At 68.1% G+C, this 18,303-nt stretch carries 12 protein-coding genes; 7 read left to right on the forward strand and 5 right to left on the reverse strand.

Annotated elements, in window-relative coordinates:
• Window positions 1–179: 179 nt before the first annotated feature.
• The 4 genes from ACOGI7_RS13985 to ACOGI7_RS14000 form a co-directional block, all read right to left on the reverse strand.
• Window positions 180–3,251, reverse strand: coding sequence for a hypothetical protein (locus ACOGI7_RS13985; RefSeq protein ID WP_419849369.1), 3,072 nt, complete (start codon window positions 3,249–3,251; stop codon window positions 180–182).
• Between the two features lie 315 nt (window positions 3,252–3,566).
• The gene (locus ACOGI7_RS13990; protein WP_419849370.1) at window positions 3,567–6,128 is read right to left on the reverse strand and encodes a hypothetical protein; all 2,562 of its coding nucleotides are present in this window, start codon (window positions 6,126–6,128) and stop codon (window positions 3,567–3,569) included.
• Window positions 6,129–6,232: 104 nt separating this feature from the next.
• Complete coding sequence (locus ACOGI7_RS13995) at window positions 6,233–6,469, reverse strand: type II toxin-antitoxin system HicB family antitoxin (RefSeq protein WP_419849371.1); 237 nt, start codon at window positions 6,467–6,469, stop codon at window positions 6,233–6,235.
• 80 nt (window positions 6,470–6,549) lie between these two features.
• On the reverse strand, window positions 6,550–10,956 hold the full coding sequence (locus ACOGI7_RS14000; RefSeq protein WP_419849372.1) for a DEAD/DEAH box helicase: 4,407 nt from the start codon (window positions 10,954–10,956) through the stop codon (window positions 6,550–6,552).
• Between the two features lie 38 nt (window positions 10,957–10,994).
• On the opposite strand from ACOGI7_RS14000, the gene ACOGI7_RS14005 reads away from it, so the two are divergent.
• The 7 genes from ACOGI7_RS14005 to ACOGI7_RS14035 all read left to right on the forward strand — a co-directional run bounded on the left by ACOGI7_RS14005 (window position 10,995) and on the right by ACOGI7_RS14035 (window position 17,046).
• A complete protein-coding gene (locus tag ACOGI7_RS14005; RefSeq protein WP_419849373.1) occupies window positions 10,995–11,564 on the forward strand; it encodes a class I SAM-dependent methyltransferase in 570 nt (189 codons plus the stop codon).
• A gap of 16 nt (window positions 11,565–11,580) precedes the next feature.
• Window positions 11,581–11,820 (forward strand): hypothetical protein, encoded by a 240-nt coding sequence (locus tag ACOGI7_RS14010; RefSeq protein WP_419849374.1) that lies wholly within the window; start codon window positions 11,581–11,583, stop codon window positions 11,818–11,820.
• A gap of 44 nt (window positions 11,821–11,864) precedes the next feature.
• Window positions 11,865–12,626 carry an ABC transporter ATP-binding protein gene (locus ACOGI7_RS14015; RefSeq protein ID WP_419849375.1) on the forward strand — a complete coding sequence of 254 codons (762 nt, stop codon included), beginning with the start codon at window positions 11,865–11,867 and terminating at the stop codon, window positions 12,624–12,626.
• Window positions 12,623–13,336 (forward strand): ABC transporter ATP-binding protein, encoded by a 714-nt coding sequence (locus tag ACOGI7_RS14020; RefSeq protein WP_419849376.1) that lies wholly within the window; start codon window positions 12,623–12,625, stop codon window positions 13,334–13,336. Before ACOGI7_RS14015 ends, ACOGI7_RS14020 begins: the two co-directional genes overlap by 4 nt.
• A 3-nt stretch (window positions 13,337–13,339) precedes the next feature.
• The gene (locus ACOGI7_RS14025) at window positions 13,340–14,287 is read left to right on the forward strand and encodes a branched-chain amino acid ABC transporter permease (RefSeq protein WP_419849377.1); all 948 of its coding nucleotides are present in this window, start codon (window positions 13,340–13,342) and stop codon (window positions 14,285–14,287) included.
• Entirely contained in the window at window positions 14,287–15,462 is a 1,176-nt protein-coding gene (locus tag ACOGI7_RS14030; protein WP_419851516.1) for a branched-chain amino acid ABC transporter permease, read from the forward strand. The genes ACOGI7_RS14025 and ACOGI7_RS14030 overlap by 1 nt, the downstream gene beginning before the upstream one ends.
• Before the next feature lie 87 nt (window positions 15,463–15,549).
• Window positions 15,550–17,046 (forward strand): ABC transporter substrate-binding protein, encoded by a 1,497-nt coding sequence (locus ACOGI7_RS14035; RefSeq protein ID WP_419849378.1) that lies wholly within the window; start codon window positions 15,550–15,552, stop codon window positions 17,044–17,046.
• A gap of 56 nt (window positions 17,047–17,102) precedes the next feature.
• Here the strand turns inward: ACOGI7_RS14035 and ACOGI7_RS14040 are convergent, their stop codons facing one another.
• Entirely contained in the window at window positions 17,103–18,302 is a 1,200-nt protein-coding gene (locus tag ACOGI7_RS14040; protein WP_419849379.1) for a cytochrome P450, read from the reverse strand.
• Window position 18,303 lies beyond the last annotated feature (1 nt).

An 18,303-nucleotide genomic window follows, 5' to 3' on the forward strand; every position in this document is an offset into this window, starting at 1 on the left:
ACGAGCCGAACGTGCTTTGTGGACAATGTCTCCTCTCTCCCTCAAGGAGGGTTGAAGAGGGGGAAGTGAATACGAGGATTGTAGTAGGGAAGTGGCAGGGCACCGCCGGGTGGACGCGGAGCGGCCCGGCCGCTGGGGCCGGGCCGCTTCCTTACTGGTTCTGGCGAACCAGGGTCGGTTTAGTTGTCTGCTGTTGGCAGCGCCGTGCCTGGCGTAGCAGGCCTCGGCTTGCTGCACCGGTCGGCAGCCAGGCTGGCGGCGCTGTCACCGAAGTCGGTGGTACCCAACTCGGCGCACGCCCTCGCCAGAGCCGCAGCGAACTGCGCGTGGCCAGAGAAGGCCGCTTGCAGCGCGTTCTGGCGGGCCACTGCCTCGCGGCGGGTGTAACCCAGCGAGCAGATGTCGGCCACGCCGTCGCCATCGGTGTCGTTGGCATACAGCGGCTGACCGCCCAAGCTGCGGTTGGTGCAGAAGTTGGCGTCGGTGATGATGCCCGAGAAGAACACATCGGCCACTGCGGGATCGACCGGCGCCGGCGGGCTGGACACCCGTCGGGTGAACGTGCCGGCCGGGCCGCACGCATCGCCATTCAGTGCCGCATCGGAGTCGCCCAATGTCTTGGGCGCCTTCTTGCACTGGCTGTCGATAGCCGTGACGGTCTCGTCGACATCGGTGGTAGACGCATCGTCTGCCACAGCGGCACGGCCGTGCAGGTGGTCCTTGAACAGATCCGGGTTCAGAGCGGCCAGCTCGTTGTAGGCGTTCTGGGTGGCCACTGCCTCGCGGCGGGTGGTCTTCAGCGAGCAGATGTCGGCCACGCCGTCGCCGTCGCTGTCGAAGGCGAAGGTCTGCGGACCGCCCAGGCTGAACCCGGTGCAGAAGTCCGGACCGGTCACCGTGCCGCCGGAGTAGAACCCGTCGCTCACAGTGATCGTCACCCGAGCAGTGTGGGTCTGCTCGGAGCCACCTGTCGGGGTGAAGCTCACCGTGAGAGAGAAGTGCAGCTTGATGCTGCTGAAGCCGTACAGCTTCGGAGCATCGAAGTACGGGAACCTCCCGGTCTCACCCTTCAGCGCCCCACCAGCGGTCGGGTGGTAGTCACCACGACCCTGGGTGCCGTCCAAGTCGGTGTCTTCATCGCCGTCGTCTGTATCGACATCGCCGTCGCCGTCGGTGTCGCCGTCCCACGGGAACCACTTGCCCTCGACGTAGCCGCCGGCAATCTCTTGCTGGGTGATGGCCGGACGGTCCTGGGTCAGAGGATCGGTGGTGATACCGGTGTAGGCCCACGCATAGGTCAGGCCTGCGGCGGTGCCCGCGGAACTCCGGCTGGCGGAGCCGTTCAAGCGGACGAACGAGCCGCCGGTCACCTCTTGGTTGGCACCGGCGTTGGCCACCGTGCGGTACTGCTCGTTGTCGGTGATGGTGACGACCACGTCATCGGTGGTCTGCTGGCCCCAGCTGTCGGTCACCGTGAACCGGATGGGGATCACGTAGGCATTGGGGGTAGTGGTGTCACTGTCGTGATCGACCGTGGGCAGGTTCCGGATGTCCACCTCGGGCACCGAGAAGGATGCCGTCTCCTGATCGGCGTTGTCGATGCTCAGGACGGCCTTCCTGGGCAGCCTGATCGCCGCTGGGTCCCCACTCGTGTCGAGAGTGCCGGGAGCAGTGGCAGTAGCCCCAGTGATCGGGTAGCCCAGCTCGGTCCAGCTGAAGGTGAGGTCGTCGCCGTCGGCGTCGAACCCGATGCCCCGCAGCGTGATCGTGCCGGTGGGCAGGTTGAACGAGCCGATGTCGCCGCCGTTGGAACCGTCGCCGCGGGAGAAGTCGTCCGGCGCCACAGCGTCGGGGGCCTGGTTCTGGACGGCCACGATGGTCACCGTGGTCGTGGTGCTGCGCTTGGTGGTGTCGGTGACGGTGATGTTGACCTCGTACTCCGTTCCCTTAGGAGCGGTCCGAGGAACCATCAGCGTGGCCACAGTCGGTGCGCCAGCGGGATCGGGAACCCGGACACCATCGCCGGAGAAAGTGGTGATCAGGCCAGTCGAACCGCCAGCGGCGCCGATATCGGCGTCAAACGGCATCGCGGTGACGGTCACAGTGTTGCCGGGGGCAACTAGGAACCGGTTGGCGCCCAGGCTGCTCTTCACCAATGGAACGGGGGTGGTATCGGTAGCACTGGTGGGCCTCGTCGCCGTGATCGCAGCAGCGCGGGTGCCGGCCACCGGATCGTTGGGCTGGTCTTCGATGATGATCAGCACGTCGGCGGTGCCGGTGTTGCCGCCTGTGCCGCCTGTGCCGTCGTTTATCGTCAACCGGTAGTAGGCATAGAACGGCTTCGGGCTGGACCCGTTGTCGTTCGCCAGAGGAAGCACGGTCTTGATACCGGGGGCGTCGGAGGCAGTGAAATCGTCGTCGTCGTCGTCGGCGAGCATGCCCGAAGTGGTGATCTTCATACCCGTAGCGGCACCGTCGGTACCGCCGGGGAGGGTCACCTCGACAGCGGCAGCATTGTCGGAGACGCCAGTGTCTTCGCTGCTGTCGTAGACCCGCGACCAAGTGAAGTTGGCATTGCTCAGGCGCGAATCGGGGTCGGAGCTTCCCGAGCCGTCGAGCGTCAGCAGGGCGCCCTCTTTGATGTGCCACTCGTAGGCAGCGTTGTCGCCCTCGCCCGGTCGGGAGATGACGGCGTCAATCGTGTATTCCTCATCGTCCTCGTCGATCGTCCCATCGCCGTCGTCGTCATAGCCGGCAACCGCGGCGGGGTTCTTCAACAGGGCGGTGACGTTGATGTCGGCGGTGGGGCGCTCGGCGGCATCAAAGTTGAAGGTCACCGTGTCGGTGTCGGACAGGGCGCCAACGTTGGTCCGAGGATTGGCGTCCCACACCGTCAGCTTGAACTCGATGGTCTGGCCATAGCGGGCGATGGAAGTCTCGTTCGGAACGACGAACGATGCACTCGCGGTATTGGCACCGGTGATGGCCAGCCAGTCCTTATAACTGTCGGTCACCACCTCCCACTTGAATACCGCGATCCCGTTGGCGGCGGCACCGTCGGCCGCATCGGGGTCGAAGCTTCGACCAGCGGTCAACGCCCTCGTGTAGTAGTCGTCTGTCGGATCGGCATTACCGCCGTCGACCAGCGTGGCATCTCCGAGGACCGCGATCGCGACCGGGGGGATGTTGGGCGGGGTTTGCGCCTGGGAGCCGGGCGCGGCCCAGATCAGCACGCTCGCAACCAGCGCCAACAGCGCCCCGAGCGCGAGCAAGGACCTGCGACGACCAGCAGCACTCCCGCCGCCGGACCAAACCGAGTGAAGCATCGTCATCATGGGCAACTTTCTATCAGACCGGGCCAGAGGTTCAAAGTCTATAGTGTCGCCGACACCCAGAGGGCCCAGGACCACTCGGTCCCGTGTCGGCGGACTGAGCCCGACCCCGGCTCAGCACGGGAAACAGTTTGGCAGGTCTTGGGGGAAGTTTCAAACACTCCCAGACAATCTTCCGACCATTTCTGCCAGAAGGAAGCAGGCCCGCCAGCGGCAAAATCGCCGATTCGCCCCTCATCTGCAGGCATCTCGGCGCAGGTTGGCGGGGTCGTCGCCGAAGTTCGTGGTGCCGAGCTCGCGGCAGGCCAGAGCCAAGGCGTTGTTGAAGGCCACTCGGGGGGTTACGAAGGTGTTGAGGGCGTGCTGGCGGGCCACCGCCTCGCGGCGGGTGTAGGGCAGCGAGCAGATGTCGGCCACCCCGTCGCCGTTGCTGTCGAAGGCGAACAGGCGGGCGCCGCCCAGGCTGAGGTTGGTGCAGAAGTCGGGGCCGGTGACCACCGGGCCGGAGAAGAACGTGTCGGCCACCGCATCGGGCACCGGCGGCGGCGGGCCGGCCACCGCCGAGGTGGCGCAGGCGTCTTTGGCCAGGGTGGCCGCGGCGTCGCCGAAGTCGCCGGTGATGCGGTCGCAGGCCAAAAGCACTTGGGCCCTGAACTGGGCGAGGTTGAGCGAGGCCAGGGTGGTGAGGGCGTTTTGGCGGGCGATGGCCTCGCGGCGGGTGGTGCGCAGCGAGCACACGTCGGCCACCCCGTCGCGGTCGCTGTCGAGCGCATAGGTGGGCGGGCCGCCCAGGCTGAGGTTGGTGCAGAAGTCGGGGCCGGTGATGGTGCCGGTGAAGAACCGGCCGGCCACGGTGATGCTCACGGTGTCGGTGTCGGTGGCCCGGGTGCTGTTGCGGACTCTGAGGGTGAAGGTGAACCGCACGCTGGTGTAGCCGCCGATGTCGGCCGGGGCGTCGAAGTAGGGGGCGGGGCTGTTTGCGCCGACGAGGACCGTTTGGGGATAGGTGGTGCCGGTGGGCAGGTAGCCGGACAGGGCCAGGCGGTCGAAGTTGTTCAGGGGGCGCTCGGTCTGCGACGGCGTGGTGGCGAAACCGGTGTAGGTCCACAGCCATTCGGTGATCCGGTTGGTTCTCTCGGGGTCGATGCTGCCCCGGCCGTCGAGGCGGACGGCAGTGCCGGGCTCCACGCTCTGGTTGGGGCCGGCGTCGGCCTCGGGGGGATCGACGTTGCCCAAGACGATGACCTTGACGGTGTCGGTGGCGTTGGCCCCCCACCGGTCGATCACGGTGAAGGCCAGGTACACCTCTATCTCGGCGAGGCCGCCGACATCGGGGGGCGGGAACGAGACAGTGGCGGTGTCGGCGTTCATCAGCTCGAGGGTGGGCTCTTCGAGGCGTTTGCGGTCTTCGCCTTCTTGGTCGACTTGGTACCAGCGGTAGCGCAGCGCGTCGCCGTCGGCGTCGGTGCCGGTGCCGGTGAGGATCACCAGGCCCTGGCGGTTGGTGCCGCCTTTGGGGCCGTCGTTGACCACGGCGTCGATAGGACCGATGGCTTTGGGGGGGTTGTTGTCGGCCACGGTGAACACGATGGCGTCTCGCCCGGTGCGGTCGGTGGGGTCGGACGCCGTGGCGGTTACCACGTAGGTCTGGCCCTCGGCGGCGTCGGCAGGGGCCGTGAAGGCGGCCCGGGAGGTGGGGCCGCGGGCGGCGTTGGTGGAGGCGGGGGTGACGCCGGCGCCCGACCAGGTGTGGACGAGGCGGGAGGCGTCGCCGGTGTCGCGGTCGTCGGACCGGGCGATGAGCTGGACGGTGGCGCCGGGCTTGACCACGTAGTTGAGGGTGGGGCTGTCGGGGTTGAGGGCGTTGGCGTCTTGGGCGGGCTGGCGGGGGTTGTACAAGGTGAGCTTGACCTCGGGCGCGAAGGGCTCGTCGACCACGTTGATGCGCACCGCGGCCACCACTTGCTGGCTGGTGCCGCTGTAGACGGTGAGGGTGTAGTGGACGACGGCGGTTTGGTTCTGGCGCAGGTTGGCCGGGAACTTCAGGGTGATGTCTTGGTTTTCGCTTTCTGCTGGGTCGATCTTGAACTCGTTGTAGGCGGGGACGGCCGAGCGCTGGATCCACCGGTATCGCAGCGGGCTGGTGGCGGGGGCGCCGATACCGCGGCGGCCGACGCCGTTGAGGGTGACCCGGGCGCCCTCGCGCACCGTCCACTCGTTGTCGTCGTTGCCGCCTTCGCCGGGGCGCCGCAGCACGCCGGGGACGGTGTAGCGCTCGTCGTCGTCGATGATGTGGTTGTTGTTGGCGTCGACCGGGTTGGGGTCGGCGATGAAGGCGGTGATGCCGATGGCCGCGGTGGGAGGGCCCTCGAAGGTGAGGGTGACGGTGTCGGTGCCCGATGCGCCGTCGGGATCGGTGACGGTGAGGCGGAACTTGATGGTGTAGCCGTATTGGGCCGCTTCGGTGGGCGACGGGGCTATGAAGGTGGCGGTGCGGCCCCGGGGGTTGCCGGTGGGGGTGACGACGAGCCAGGAGTAGCTGGGGGTGAGCACTTCCCACTCGAAGTCGAGCACTTGCTCGCGGCCGTCGACGTCGAAGCTGCGGGTGGCGTCGAGGGTGACGAAGCCGGAACCGAGGGCGATGGCGCGGTCGGCGCCGGCGCGGGCGATCGGGGGGGAGTTCTGGGACTGGGCATCGGCAGGAACGGTGGCGAGGAAGGCGGCGATCAGGGCGGCGGCGAGGATTATTCCCAGGGCGCGTCTTCTGACGGGGGGGCCGGTGCGGGCTGTGAGCATGATGTGAGGATACTTGCGCACCGCCATACACATAGGCGCGGGCTCAGAAACGGCGGTGCGGCGGGGGTTCGGGGGACATCAGGCCTGGGAGAGCTCCCGGTAGGTCAAACCGCTACAACAAGCTCCCCGGCCGCGGTAATGGCAGCGGGTAGGGCGTCGCCGTGGGCCTCGCAGGAGGCGATGTAGTCCGCAGTCACGCCTTCGAGATTGAACAAGGCCTCTTCGGCAGTGGCCCCCCATGCCCGGCATCCCGGAAGCACCGGCACCTCGGCGAGGTACATGTCCTCTGTCTCTTCAGAGGGCGCCCTCAAGGTGTACGGCAGCTTGTACTGCTTGGCCATCTCTACCGCTCTGGCGATGTGGCGGAACTCACGACTAGAAGATACCGCGCTGAGGGGCGACTTAGAAGAGGAGGGCGGAGCTATTGGTGATTCTTGAGTTGGGTGGGATCTTGGGCCCGGGGGGCTGAAGGGTCGGGCACTCCGTCTACATAGGTGAGGGTGTTGGTGGGGGTGGCGGGGGTTCTGGGGCCTTCGAAGAGGATGCCGGTGAGGTTGAGGGGGTCGCAGGCGGCGATGGTGATTTGCTGGTTGGTGCGGGGGCGGCGGCGGGTTTTTTGGAGTTGGTCGGCAGCGGCGGGGAGGGCGAACTGCTCGCCGCTTTGGCCTGCTACGAAGCGGCCGCCTCTTACCAGGCCGCGGTCTTCGAAGCGGCGGAGGGCTTTGAGGATGTCTCGCCAGGGGGTGGCGGTGGGGGTGGCGGGGTGGTGGGCGAGGCTTCGGAACACGACGCCCCAGCAGGCGAGGAGCTGCTGGGCGACGGCCTCGGCGAGGTCGTCGTTGGGGTACTGCTCGGGCTGGGGGACGAGGGACCAGCGGCCGGGGGCGGCGTGGGTTTGGGCGGGAGAGCGCATTGTTAAGGCGCGATCGGCGCGCCGGGCCCTGGTGCGGAGGGCTTGGGAGCGGAGGTTGTGGCCGGGGCGGTGGCGGGTGGGGCGGCGGGCGCTGCGGCTGAGCAGGGCTCGCACCGCCGCGAAGCCGTCGGCGGTGAACAGGCCGAGGGCGACGCCGTTCCACAGGGCCCGCTCGATGTCGTCGGGCAGGCGGTTGGTGGCATCGGCCAGGTCGGGCAGGAAGCTGGCGCCCTGGGTGTTTAGGAGCTCGGCGATCTCTTGGATGGGGCCGGCTTCGGGGGATTCGGGGGTGGTGGTTCTGGCGGCGGCGAGGAGCCAGGGGAGGTCTTCTCGGAACACGAGGGTGATGGGGGTGGCTTTGCGGGGGGCCATGTTGTTGGCCTTGGCCGGTGTTGTGGGGGGTGTGAGGCGGAGCCAGGCGAGCTCGCCGCGGTAGCAGAGCTCGTCGAGCCATAGGGGGTCGTAGTCGGGGAGGCGCTTTTGGATGATCTGTTGTTCCCAGGCGCCGGCGGGGAGGTCTAGGCCTTGGAGCTGCTCTAGGACTTTGGTTAGGGCGGGGCGGCCTCTGAGGGTGGTGTCGGGGGTTAGGTGGTGCCAGTCGAGGAGGAAGCGCATGAAGTCTTGGGGGGTGGCGGCTTGGACTGAGGCGCGTTTTTGTCTTCTAGACAGGTAGGACATGCGTTGTAGGAGTCTTCGGGCGCACCAGGTATCGGGCGCAGCGCTGTTCAGATGGTCGGCGCGCATGGCGGTGCCTTCGGACTCGAGAGCTGTGAGTGCTTGGTGGACGGTTGGGAGATCTAGGGCTGTTTGCTCGGCTAGTTGGTTGGGGGTGGTGGGGCCGGTGGACTCTAGGTGGCCGCGGACTGTGTCCGTGGCCATGTGGGGATCTCGGGCGGTTTCCGCTAGTTCGGTGGTGGTCCAGAGAGGGGTGTTCTCGGGGGTGGTGAGGGTTTGGACTCGGTGTTTTTCTTCTAGAGCTTCGTAGAGCTCTCGCCATTGGGGATTAGGGCGGGTGGCTACCAGGGAGGTGAGGAGATCGTGGAGCTCGTCGGGATTGCGGGGGTCGGGGGTTATTTCTTCGATTACTTGGGTGATGGCGTCTTGGGTGATTTGGGCGAGGGTGGATTGGTCGAGGGTGGGGGGTTGGCTGGCGGTGCGGGGGCGGAGGCCTCGGGGGACGGTGACGGCGTTGGTTCTTCGGTCGACCAACTCGGCGTCGTCCAAGAAGGCGTAGGGGCGGGCGTTGACGATCTCGTGGCTGAGGGGGGAGGGCTCGGCGGTGTCGCAGAAGTGGGTGCGGACCTCGCCGGAGCGGATGCGGGTGAGGAGCTGGGTGAGGCCGTCGACGTCGAGGGCCTCGTGGAGGGTGTCGTGGAGGGTTTGGCGCACCAACAGGTGGTCGGGGATCTCGACGGGGCCGGCGACGTTCTCCTGGCAGGCCGCCGCGCCGGGGAACACGGCGGCCATGATGTCGTCGGCCTCCATGCGCTGGATGGGGGGCGGGTTGCGCTTTCCGCCCCGGTTGCGGAGCACCACCAGGGCCCGGTTGAGGTTCCAGCGCCAGCGGGCGGCGAACATGGGCGAATCCAGCACGGCCTGGGTCAGCACCTCCTCCACCGAGTCGGGGTGGAGGAACTGGGGGACGTCGCTGAGGGGGAAGCTGTGGTGGGGGCCGAGCGACAAGATGATGGCGTTGTCGTTGGCCGCCGCCTGGAGCTCGAAGTCGAAGCGGCGGCACAGGCGCTTGCGCAGAGCGAGGCCGAAGCCCCGGTTGATGCGGCCGCCGTGGGGCGAGTGGACCACGAGCTGCTGGCCGCCGGTGTCGTCGAAGAAGCGCTCGAACACGATGTCGTCTTTGGTGGGGACGGTGCCGAGGGTGGCCTGGGCCGCGGCGATGTAGGTCACGGCCTGCTCGGCGATCTCGCTGGTGGTGCCGTGGGATCGGGCGAACTGCTCGGCGGCGTGGGCCAGGGCTTCGTCGTCGAGGGGGTCGGCGTCGGGGCTCTGGGGCAGGAGGCTGTGTATATGGGCGCGCAGGTTTGACACCTGCTGGGACAGCTCGGCGGTGCGGGCGGGGGCCTCGCCCAGCCAGAAGGGGACGGTGGGCGGGGCGTCGCCGGCGTCGATCACCCGCACGGTGCCGGCGGCCACCTGCTTGATGCGCCAGGAGTGGGAGCCGAGCAGGAAGATGTCGCCGGCCATCGACTCCACCGCCCAGTCTTCGTTGACGGTGCCGATGAAGGTGTCGTCGGGCTCGGCCACCACCCGGTAGTCGCCGTTCTCGCCGATGGCGCCGCCGGAGGTGAGGGCGGCCAGGCGGGCGCCCCGCTTGCCCCGCACCTCCTGGTTGATGGAGTCGTAGTGGAGGTAGGCGCCCCGGGGGCCCCGGCCGGTGACCACCCCGGTGGCGGCCTGCTGGACGGCCTCGTCGAACTGCGCCCGGGTGAGGTTGGCGTAGGGGGCGGCTTTGGTGAACAGCTCGTAGAGGCCGTGTGTGGTGTGGTGGTCGCTGGCGGCGGCCTCGGCGATGATCTGCTGCACCAGGATGTCGAGGGGGGCCTCGGGGGGGCAGATGGCGTCGAGGCGGCCCTGGTTCACGGCGTGGAGCAGGGCGAGCGACTCGATGAGCTCGTCTCGGGTGAGGGGCCACAGGCGGCCCTTGGGGGTGCCGTGGCGGCTGTGGTTGGAGCGGCCCACCCGCTGGAGGAAGGTGGCGATGCTGCGGGGCGAGCCCACCTGGCACACCAGCTCCACGGGGCCGATGTCGATGCCCAGCTCCAGCGAGGCGGTGGCCACCAGGGCCTTGAGGTCGCCGGCTCGGAGGCGGTGCTCGGTGCGGATGCGGCGCTCGGTGGACAAAGAGCCGTGGTGGGCGGCCACCGCGTCGTCGCCCAGGCGCTCGGCCAGCTGGTGGGCGATGCGCTCGGACATCCGGCGGGTGTTGACGAACACGATGGTGGTGTGGTGCTCGCCGATGAGGGTGGCCATGCGGTCGAGGATCATGTCCATCTGGGCGTGGGAGATCACCGCTTCGAGCTCGTCGTCGAACAGCTCCAGGGCGATGTCGAGGTTCCGCTGGTGGCCGGTGTTCACGATGGTGCAGTGGGTGCCGGGGGCGGTGCTGGCACCGTGGGCGGCCTCGGCTCCATTGGCGGGCTGGGTTGGGGGGATGCCGGTGAGGAGGTCGGTTGGAGTGGGGGCTTTAGGGACACCGGTGAGGAGGTCGGCGATGGTGGCGATAGGGTTCTGGGTGGCCGACAGGCCGATGCGGGTGGGGCGGGCCTCGGCCACGTGCTCGAGGCGCTCGAGGGTGAGGGCCAGGTGGCTGCCCCGCTTGTCGCGGGCCGTGGCGTGGATCTCGTCGACGATCACCGTCTCCACGGTGCGCAGCACCTCGCGGCTCTTGGCCGCGGTCACCAGCAAATAGAGCGACTCGGGGGTGGTGACCACGAAGTTGGCCGGTTTTTTGATCATGGCCGCCCGGGTGTGGGCCGGGGTGTCGCCGGTGCGCACCGCCACGGTGAGCGGCGGGGGGTCGAAGCCCTGCTGGCGGGCTATCTCGGCGATCTCGGCCAGGGGGCGCTCCAGGTTCTCGGCGATGTCGGTGGCCAGCGCCTTCAGCGGCGACACGTACACCACCTGGCTGGCCTTGGCCACCGTCTGGCCCTGGGCGTGGCGCTTGTAGAGGTTGTCGATGGCGATGAGGAACCCCGCTAGGGTCTTGCCCGACCCGGTGGGCGCGGCGATCAGCGTGTCGTGCCCCGAGGCAATGGCCGGCCACCCCTGGGCCTGAGCCTCAGTAGGCCCCCCCGGAAACCGCCCCTCAAACCAAGCCCCCACCGCCGGATGGAACCCATAGCCAACATCGGCACAGACGCCCGCCTCAGCAGGCGCGGCGCTGGAAGGGGAAGCCACGCCGCCACACTACCGGCAGGCTGTGACAGGATCGGCGGGTGGGATCTACTTGGGGTGGGCGGGTTTCGGGGCGGGATTATGACGCTCGGTGGGAGCAGTTGGCGGCCGAGGGGCACAATCCGCATGGGGAGGCTGATTTTGTGGATTCGCTTTTGGGGGGCTCGGGGCGGGTGCTGGACGCGGGGTGTGGGACTGGGCGAGTGGCCATTGAGCTGGCTCGGCGGGGGTATTCGGTGGCTGGGGTGGACATTGACGATGAGATGATCTCTGGGGCGCGGGGCAAGGGGCCGGAATTGGACTGGCACCAGCTCGACTTGGCGACTTTCGATCTGGGGGAGGCGTTTGACGCGGTGGTGATGGCGGGGAACGTGCTGCTGTTTACCGTGCCGGGGACTGAGGCCGCGGTGGTGGGGCGCTGTGCCGCCCACCTCTCCCCCGGCGGCGCGTTGGTGGCCGGGTTCCAACTTCGGGGCGGGGGCTACGGGCTGGATCGCTACGACGCCGACTGCGCGGCGGCCGGGCTCACCCTGTCGGAGCGGTACTCCACCTGGGAACGGGGCCCATGGTCCGGCGGCGACTATGCCGTGTCGGTTCACACCTATGTATAGGCGCGAGACTGGGAGGGTGCTGGGTGGGCCGGAGATCATCACTTTCTTGCTGCTGGCGCTGGGGGGTGCGCTGGCGGTGGGGAACATCGCCGCGCTGATCAACCCCGAGGGGCCCCGCAAGCGCCGAGACGGCATTCCTCCCCCACCGGGCGCCCCCGATGAGCCAGCCAAGCCCAAGGTGGGGCGCAGCGTGGCGATGATCGTGTTGGGCACAGTCATCGTGATCTGGGCCATCGCCAGTTTGATCGGGGGGTGAGGCTTCCCGGCCCTGTCAGCGGGGCGGGATAGGGTCGGGGGGTTATGGCCTTGTTGGATGTGGCGGGGGTCACGGTTCGGTTCGGGGGGGTTACGGCCCTGCGGGAACTGTCGTTCACCGTGGACGAGGGCAGCATCTGCGGGCTGATCGGGCCCAACGGGGCGGGCAAGACCACCTTGTTCAACGTGGTGAGCCGGGTATACGACGCCCAGGAAGGGGCGGTGGGCTTTGACGGGGCCGATCTGTTGGCCCGCCCGGCCCATGCCATCAGCGGACTGGGCATCGGGCGCACGTTCCAGAACCTGGCGCTGTGGCCGGGCATGACCGTGATGCAGAACGTGATGGTGGGCGCCCACCACCGCTCCAATATCGGCGCGCTGCGGGCCGCGTTGCGATGGGGTTTGGGCCGGGAGGAGGCTGAGCTGGCCCGAACGGCGTGGGATGCCCTGGACGAACTGTCTTTGACCGATGTGGCTTTCCACCCTGCGGCCGGCTTGCCGTTTGGCACCCTGAAGAGGGTGGAGCTGGCCCGGGCGCTGGTGGGCCGGCCCCGGCTGTTGCTGCTGGACGAGCCGGCCACGGGACTGACCCAGACTGAGGTTGGCGAGTTGGGCGATCTGCTGGTGGCGCTGGCTGAGCGGCACTCGCTGACGCTGCTGCTGGTGGAGCACCACATGGGGATGGTGATGGGGGTTTCCGACAAGGTGGTGGTGCTGGACTTCGGGGCCAAGATCGCCGAGGGCTCCCCCGCCGACGTGCAGAACGACCCGGCGGTGGTGGAGGCCTACCTGGGGGCCGAGCAGTGAGCGCGGCGTATCTGGAGGTGGCGGGGCTGAAGGCGGCCTACGGCGACATCCAGGTGCTGCACGGCATCGACTTCTCGGTGGCCGAGGGCCAGATCGCGGTGATCTTGGGGGCAAACGGGGCGGGCAAGACCACCACGCTGCGGGCGCTGTGCGCCATGGTGAGCACCGAGGGGTCGATCAAGCTGGGCGGCGAGGAGCTGGCCGGGCGGCGCACCGCCGACATCGTGCGCCGGGGGGTGGCCCATGTGCCCCAGGGGCGGGGGACGTTCCCCGAGCTCTCGGTGGAGGAGAACATGATGGCCGGGGCGTTCGTGCGCTCTGACGCCGAGGTGCGGGCCGACATGGAGCAGTGGTTCGAGACCTTCCCGGTGCTGGGCGAGCGGCGCGCTCAGGCCGCCGGCAGCCTGAGCGGGGGCGAGCAGCAGATGCTGGCCATCGCCCGGGCGCTGATGCTGCGGCCGTCGCTTCTGCTGTTGGACGAGCCGTCGCTGGGACTGGCGCCGATGATCACCCGCTCGCTGTTCGAGCAGCTCACCGCCATCAACGCCGACGCGGGGACCACCATGCTGGTGGTGGAGCAGAACGCCAGCCTGGCGCTGGGGGTGGCCGACGTGGCCTATGTGCTGGAGGCCGGCGAGGTGGCGCTGTCGGGCCCCGCCGCCGAGCTGGCCGCCGATGACAACGTCCGCCGGGCGTACCTGGGGTATTGAGCGATGGGCGTGAACGGGTTGGCGTCGATTCTGGGGGTGTTCGACATCTCCCTCGACAAGCTGAGCAACGGGGAGCTGTGGCTGGCCCAGTTCTTTCGGGGGCTGAGCGACGGGGCCACCTATGCGTCGGTGGCGCTGGCGTTGGTGATGATCTACAAGTCGACCGGGTTCATCAACTTCGCCCAGGGCTCGCTGGCGCTTTTGGGGGTGTACCTGGCCTACATCTTCAGCGTGGAGCAGGGCCTGCCGGTGGCGGTGGCGGTGGTGTGCGCCATGGCGGCCAGCGCACTGGTGGCCGCGTTCATCGAGCGGGTGTTCATCCGGCCGTTCCCACCCGACCATGTGCTGCCGCTGGTGATTGTGACGCTGGGGCTGCTGTTGATCATCGACTCGGCGGTGGGGATCGTGTGGGGGTTCCGCACCCGCAGCCTGCCCAGCATGTTCCCCAGCGGGGCGCCCATCGAATGGGGCATCGCCCAGCTCACCTGGCGCACCATCGGCAACCTGGGCACGGTGTTCGCGGTGGTGGGTTTGCTGTACCTGCTGTTGTCGCGCACCAAGGTGGGCTTGGCCTTTCGGGCGGTGTCGTCGAATCTGGAATCGGCCCGGCTGGTGGGAATCCGGGTGGGGCCCACGCTGGGGTTCGGATGGGCGCTGGCCGCGGCCATCGGCACCCTGGGCGGGTCGCTGGTGGTGCCCGACCTGTTGCTGGAGCCCTCCATCATGCTGCGAGTGCTGATCTTCTCGCTGGCGGCTGCCGCATTGGGCGGGTTGGACTCCATGGTGGGTGCGGTGATCGGCGGTTTGGTGGTAGGGCTGGCCCGCAACCTGCTGGTGACGTTCTTGGACCTGAGCGAGCTGGCGCTGGCCACCGCGGTGGCAGTGATCTTGGTGGTGCTGCTGGTGCGGCCGACGGGGCTGTTCGGCTCGACGAGAGTGGAGCGGGTGTGATGTGGCTCAACACCGGCGGGTGGCGCGGCAAAAAGCGGGTAGTGCAGGCAGGCAGCCGCCAGCACCGGCAGCGCCAGATCATCGGCTGGGCGCTGTTTGCCCTGGTGGTGGTGCTGGTTCCGTTTCTGATCGCCGACACCTACAGCCCCACCATCTTGGGCAACCGCTACACCTTCGGTCTGGGCAACCTCAGCCAAGCGGTGGCGCTGATGGTGGCGGTGCTGGGGCTGAACATCGCCACCGGCTACAGCGGGCAGCTCTCGCTGGGCCACAGCTTCTTCGTGGGGTCGGGGGCGTACCTCACCGCGGTGCTGGTGAACGAGTTCCACTGGTCGTACCTGTCGACGCTCGGGGTGGTTGTGCCGGGGCTGTTCGTGTTCGGGGTGCTGTTCGGGATCCCGGCCCTGCGCATCCAGGGGCTGTATCTGGGGCTGTTGACGTTTGCGGTGGCGGCGGTGTTCCCGTCGATCATCCGGCTGGACGAGGTGAAGGACCGCACCGGGGGCAGCAACGGGCTGCTGATCGAAAGCGACCTGGAGGCGCCGACGTGGGCGCCGCTCGGCACGGTGACCGAATGGCTGCACGCCATCCCGGGGGTGGGCGCCCGGGTGCCCGACGGTTTGACCGGCCGCCAAGAGGAGGCGGTGTACAAGTACTTCCTGCTGGTGATTGTGGCGCTGGTGTGCTTCTGGCTGGTGCGCAACATTCTGGTCGGCCGGGTGGGGCGGGCCCTGGTGGCCATTCGGGACAATCCGCTGGGGGCGGCGGCCAACGGGGTGAACCTGGCCGCCTACAAGACCCTGAGCTTCGGCATCAGCGCCGCGGTGGGCGGGGTGGCCGGGACCATGCTGGCCATGCACTCGGGGTTCGTGGGACCCGACGAGTTCGGTTTCTCGATGGCCATTCTGCTGATCGTGGGGCTGATCGTGGGGGGCTCGGGCACCCTGCACGGCGCGGTGGTGGGGGGCCTGGCCATCCAGTTCGTGCCGGTGTGGTCGAGCCAGACGCAGACCCTGCCGGGCACCGATGTGGCCTTGGAGGGGCCCTACGGCACGGCCATCCTCGGCGGGTTGCTGATCGCCATCATCTTCGCGCTGCCCGGCGGGGCGGCCCACGGCTTTCGGCGGATCAAGTCCCGGCTCATGCCGGTGGCCCCCCAGCCCCCCACGGGCTGACTCTTCGGGGCTGTATTTGTCGCTGGTGGCGCGTAGGGTTACGGGGCTGCTTCAATCCGGCAGTTCAATCTCAGGAGGGATTACCCAATGTCGAAATCTCTGCGAATCTTGCTCGGGGTGCTGCTCGTGTTCGCGCTGGTGGCCAGCAGTTGCGGCAACGACGACGATGATGCGCCGATGAGCGAGCCGGCCCCCGCGGCCCCCACCGAGGCGCCCGATGAGCCCGCACCAGCACCGGACGCCGAGGACGAACCCGCGCCGGCCACGGAGCCCGACGAGGACGAACCCGCGCCGGCCACGGAGCCCGAGGAAGAGGACGAGCCCGCGCCTGCCCCCGAGCCCGAGGAGCCGTCCGATCCCAATATCGTGCCGCTGGGCGGTGGCGCGGAGATCGACATCAGCGAGTGCCCCAGCGAGTGGGACAACTACCAGGGTGTGACCGACAGCGAGATCCGCTTCGGCAGCAGCTTGCCCCGGTCGGGCGCGCTGGCCGGGTTCGGCACCATCAGCGACGGCGTTCAGCTCTATTTCGACCACGTCGGCCCCATCGACGGGCGCGACGTGGTGATCGTGAGCCGCGATGACGGCTATGTGCCGGCTAAAACGCTGACCAACGTGGAGGAGATGATCGACGTCGAGAACCTGCTGGGATTCGCCGGGATTCTGGGCAGCCCCAACAACCTGGCGGCCCGGGATGTGCTGGACGAGAACTGCATCCCGCAGCTTCTGAACCTCACCGGCCTGCCCGAGTGGGGCGACCCCGTAAACTTCCCGTGGACCACCGGCGCGCTGATGTCGTATGAGACCGAGGCCCGGGTCTGGTGTACCCATGTGGCCGATGAGATCGGCTCGGGGGCCACGGTGGCGATTCTGTCGCTGGACAACGACGCCGGCGAAGCGTGGCGGGTGGCCTTCAACGAGTGCGCCCCCGGATTGGGCATCGAGGTGGTGGACGAGATCCAGCACGACCCCCAGGCCGACTCGGTGGGGCTCGATGTGATCAATCTGGCGGCCAGCGATGCCGACGTTCTGCTGGTGGCGTCCTCGGGGGCGTTCTGCCCGCAGGCGGTGGCCGCGGTGTTCAGTATCGAGGCTTGGAGCCCGCTGGTGATCGTGGCCAACGGATGCCAGAGCATCTCCCTGTTCTGGGTGCCCATCGGGCCGCTGGCCAACGGTATCCGGCTGGTGAACACCCAAAAGGACATGGCCGACTCCTCGCTGGCCGACGACGAGTGGGTGCAGTTCGTGCGGGGCGCGCTGGAAAGCCAGGGGGTCGACCCCGAGGCCGCCTCCCACGCCCTGGGCTACATCTTCGGCGAGATCCTCCACGAGGTGCTGTTAGCCGCGGCCGAAATGGACGGCGGTATCAACCGGACCAACGTGATGCGGGCCATGTGGCAGATGGACTTTGAGTCCCGGGGAGCGATCGGCAACGCCCAGCGGACCATGGACGGGGCCAACGACTCCTACATGGTGGAAGCCGGGCGCATCGAGGAGCTGGTAGTGGACGCCGACGGCGCCCGCTGGGTACCCATCAGCGACGTAATCTCCTTCGAAGGCGAAACCGGCACCTTCGGCCAATAAGAGTCTGACGCTCCGGCTGTCCTGCGGGGCGGGGCAGCCGGGGTGTGCCCGTCGCGCTAGGAGACGGTGATCGGGACTGAGGAGTAGCCGGCTACGTTGGACATCTGGACTCGGCGGAGGCCTTCTTCGTTGACCTCGAAGGCGGGCCAGCGGCGGGCGATCTCCTCGATGGCCACCCGGCTCTCCAGGCGGGCCAGGGCCGCGCCCAGGCACACGTGCAGGCCGTGGCCCAAGCCCACGGCGAGGCCGGGGTCGCGGGTGATGTCGAATTTGTCGGGATCGTTGTAGCGGCGGGGGTCGCGGTTGGCCGCGCCGGTGATCAGAAACACCGGCTTGTGCTTGGGGATGGTCACTCCGTGCCACTCAGAGTCGACCATGGAGTAGCGCCCCTGATACTGCGAGGGGGCCCAGTAGCGGAGGATCTCCTCCACCCCGTTGGCGAGGACGCCGGGATCGTCGAGAACCATGGCCCACTGGTCGGGGTGGCGGTGGAACAGCACCATCGCGTTGCCCACCAGCTTGGTGACGGTCTCCGATCCGGCGGCGGCTAAAAGCGTGCCCAACCCGGCGATCTCGGCATCGTCGAGATGGGTGAGCTCGCCATCCTCGGTTTCCACCTCGGCGTCGATCAGCGCCGAGAGCATGTCGTTTGCCGGTTCGGCCCGCTTCTGCTGGGAGAGCTGGAACAGGTACATGCCCTGGGCCATGCCCGCTTCGGCGGAGGCCTGGCTGCCCATGGCCGAGCCCTCCTCGCGGTGGAGCATGGCGTCGGTCCAATGCCTGATCTGCTGGCGATCTTCAGGGGGCACTCCCAAGATGGTGGAGATGATCTCAACCGGGAACGGGGCGGCGAACTCCTCGAGGATGTCGAACTGGCGCCGGCCCATGAGTGGATCGAGATAGCCGCTGATGATCTCTCGCACGAGCTCCTCGTAGTTGCCGATGGAGCGGGGGGTGAATGAGCGCGACACCAGCTTGCGGTAGCGGGTGTGCTCGGGCGGATCCATGGAGATGATCGACCCCAGCTGCGCCGGTTCGCCCGACGCCAGCTGCTCGTAGGTCTGGCCGTGGGTGGAGCTGAAAGTGGCGTGGTCGCGGTGGGCGTTCACCACATCGTCGAAGCGGCTCAGAGCGTAGAAGTCGTACCGCTCGCTGTAGTAGCAGGGGGCGTGTTCCCGCAGGTCGGCGTAGGTGTCGTAAGGATCGTCGAAGAAGTCCCGGCTGAACGGATCGAACTCAACAGTCTTCGTGCCCATA

This window comes from Candidatus Poriferisocius sp. (assembly GCF_965204145.1).
Lineage (GTDB): Bacteria > Actinomycetota > Acidimicrobiia > Acidimicrobiales > Bin134 > Poriferisocius.

Coding starts and splice junctions, on each gene's coding strand:
- ACOGI7_RS14040 (WP_419849379.1), bottom strand. CDS start 18,302: ATGGGCACGAAGACTGTTGAGTTCGATCCGTTCAGCCGGGACTTCTTC.
- ACOGI7_RS13995 (WP_419849371.1), bottom strand. CDS start 6,469: ATGGCCAAGCAGTACAAGCTGCCGTACACCTTGAGGGCGCCCTCTGAA.
- ACOGI7_RS13990 (WP_419849370.1), bottom strand. CDS start 6,128: ATGCTCACAGCCCGCACCGGCCCCCCCGTCAGAAGACGCGCCCTGGGA.
- ACOGI7_RS14030 (WP_419851516.1), top strand. CDS start 14,287: ATGTGGCTCAACACCGGCGGGTGGCGCGGCAAAAAGCGGGTAGTGCAG.
- ACOGI7_RS14015 (WP_419849375.1), top strand. CDS start 11,865: ATGGCCTTGTTGGATGTGGCGGGGGTCACGGTTCGGTTCGGGGGGGTT.
- ACOGI7_RS14025 (WP_419849377.1), top strand. CDS start 13,340: ATGGGCGTGAACGGGTTGGCGTCGATTCTGGGGGTGTTCGACATCTCC.
- ACOGI7_RS14035 (WP_419849378.1), top strand. CDS start 15,550: ATGTCGAAATCTCTGCGAATCTTGCTCGGGGTGCTGCTCGTGTTCGCG.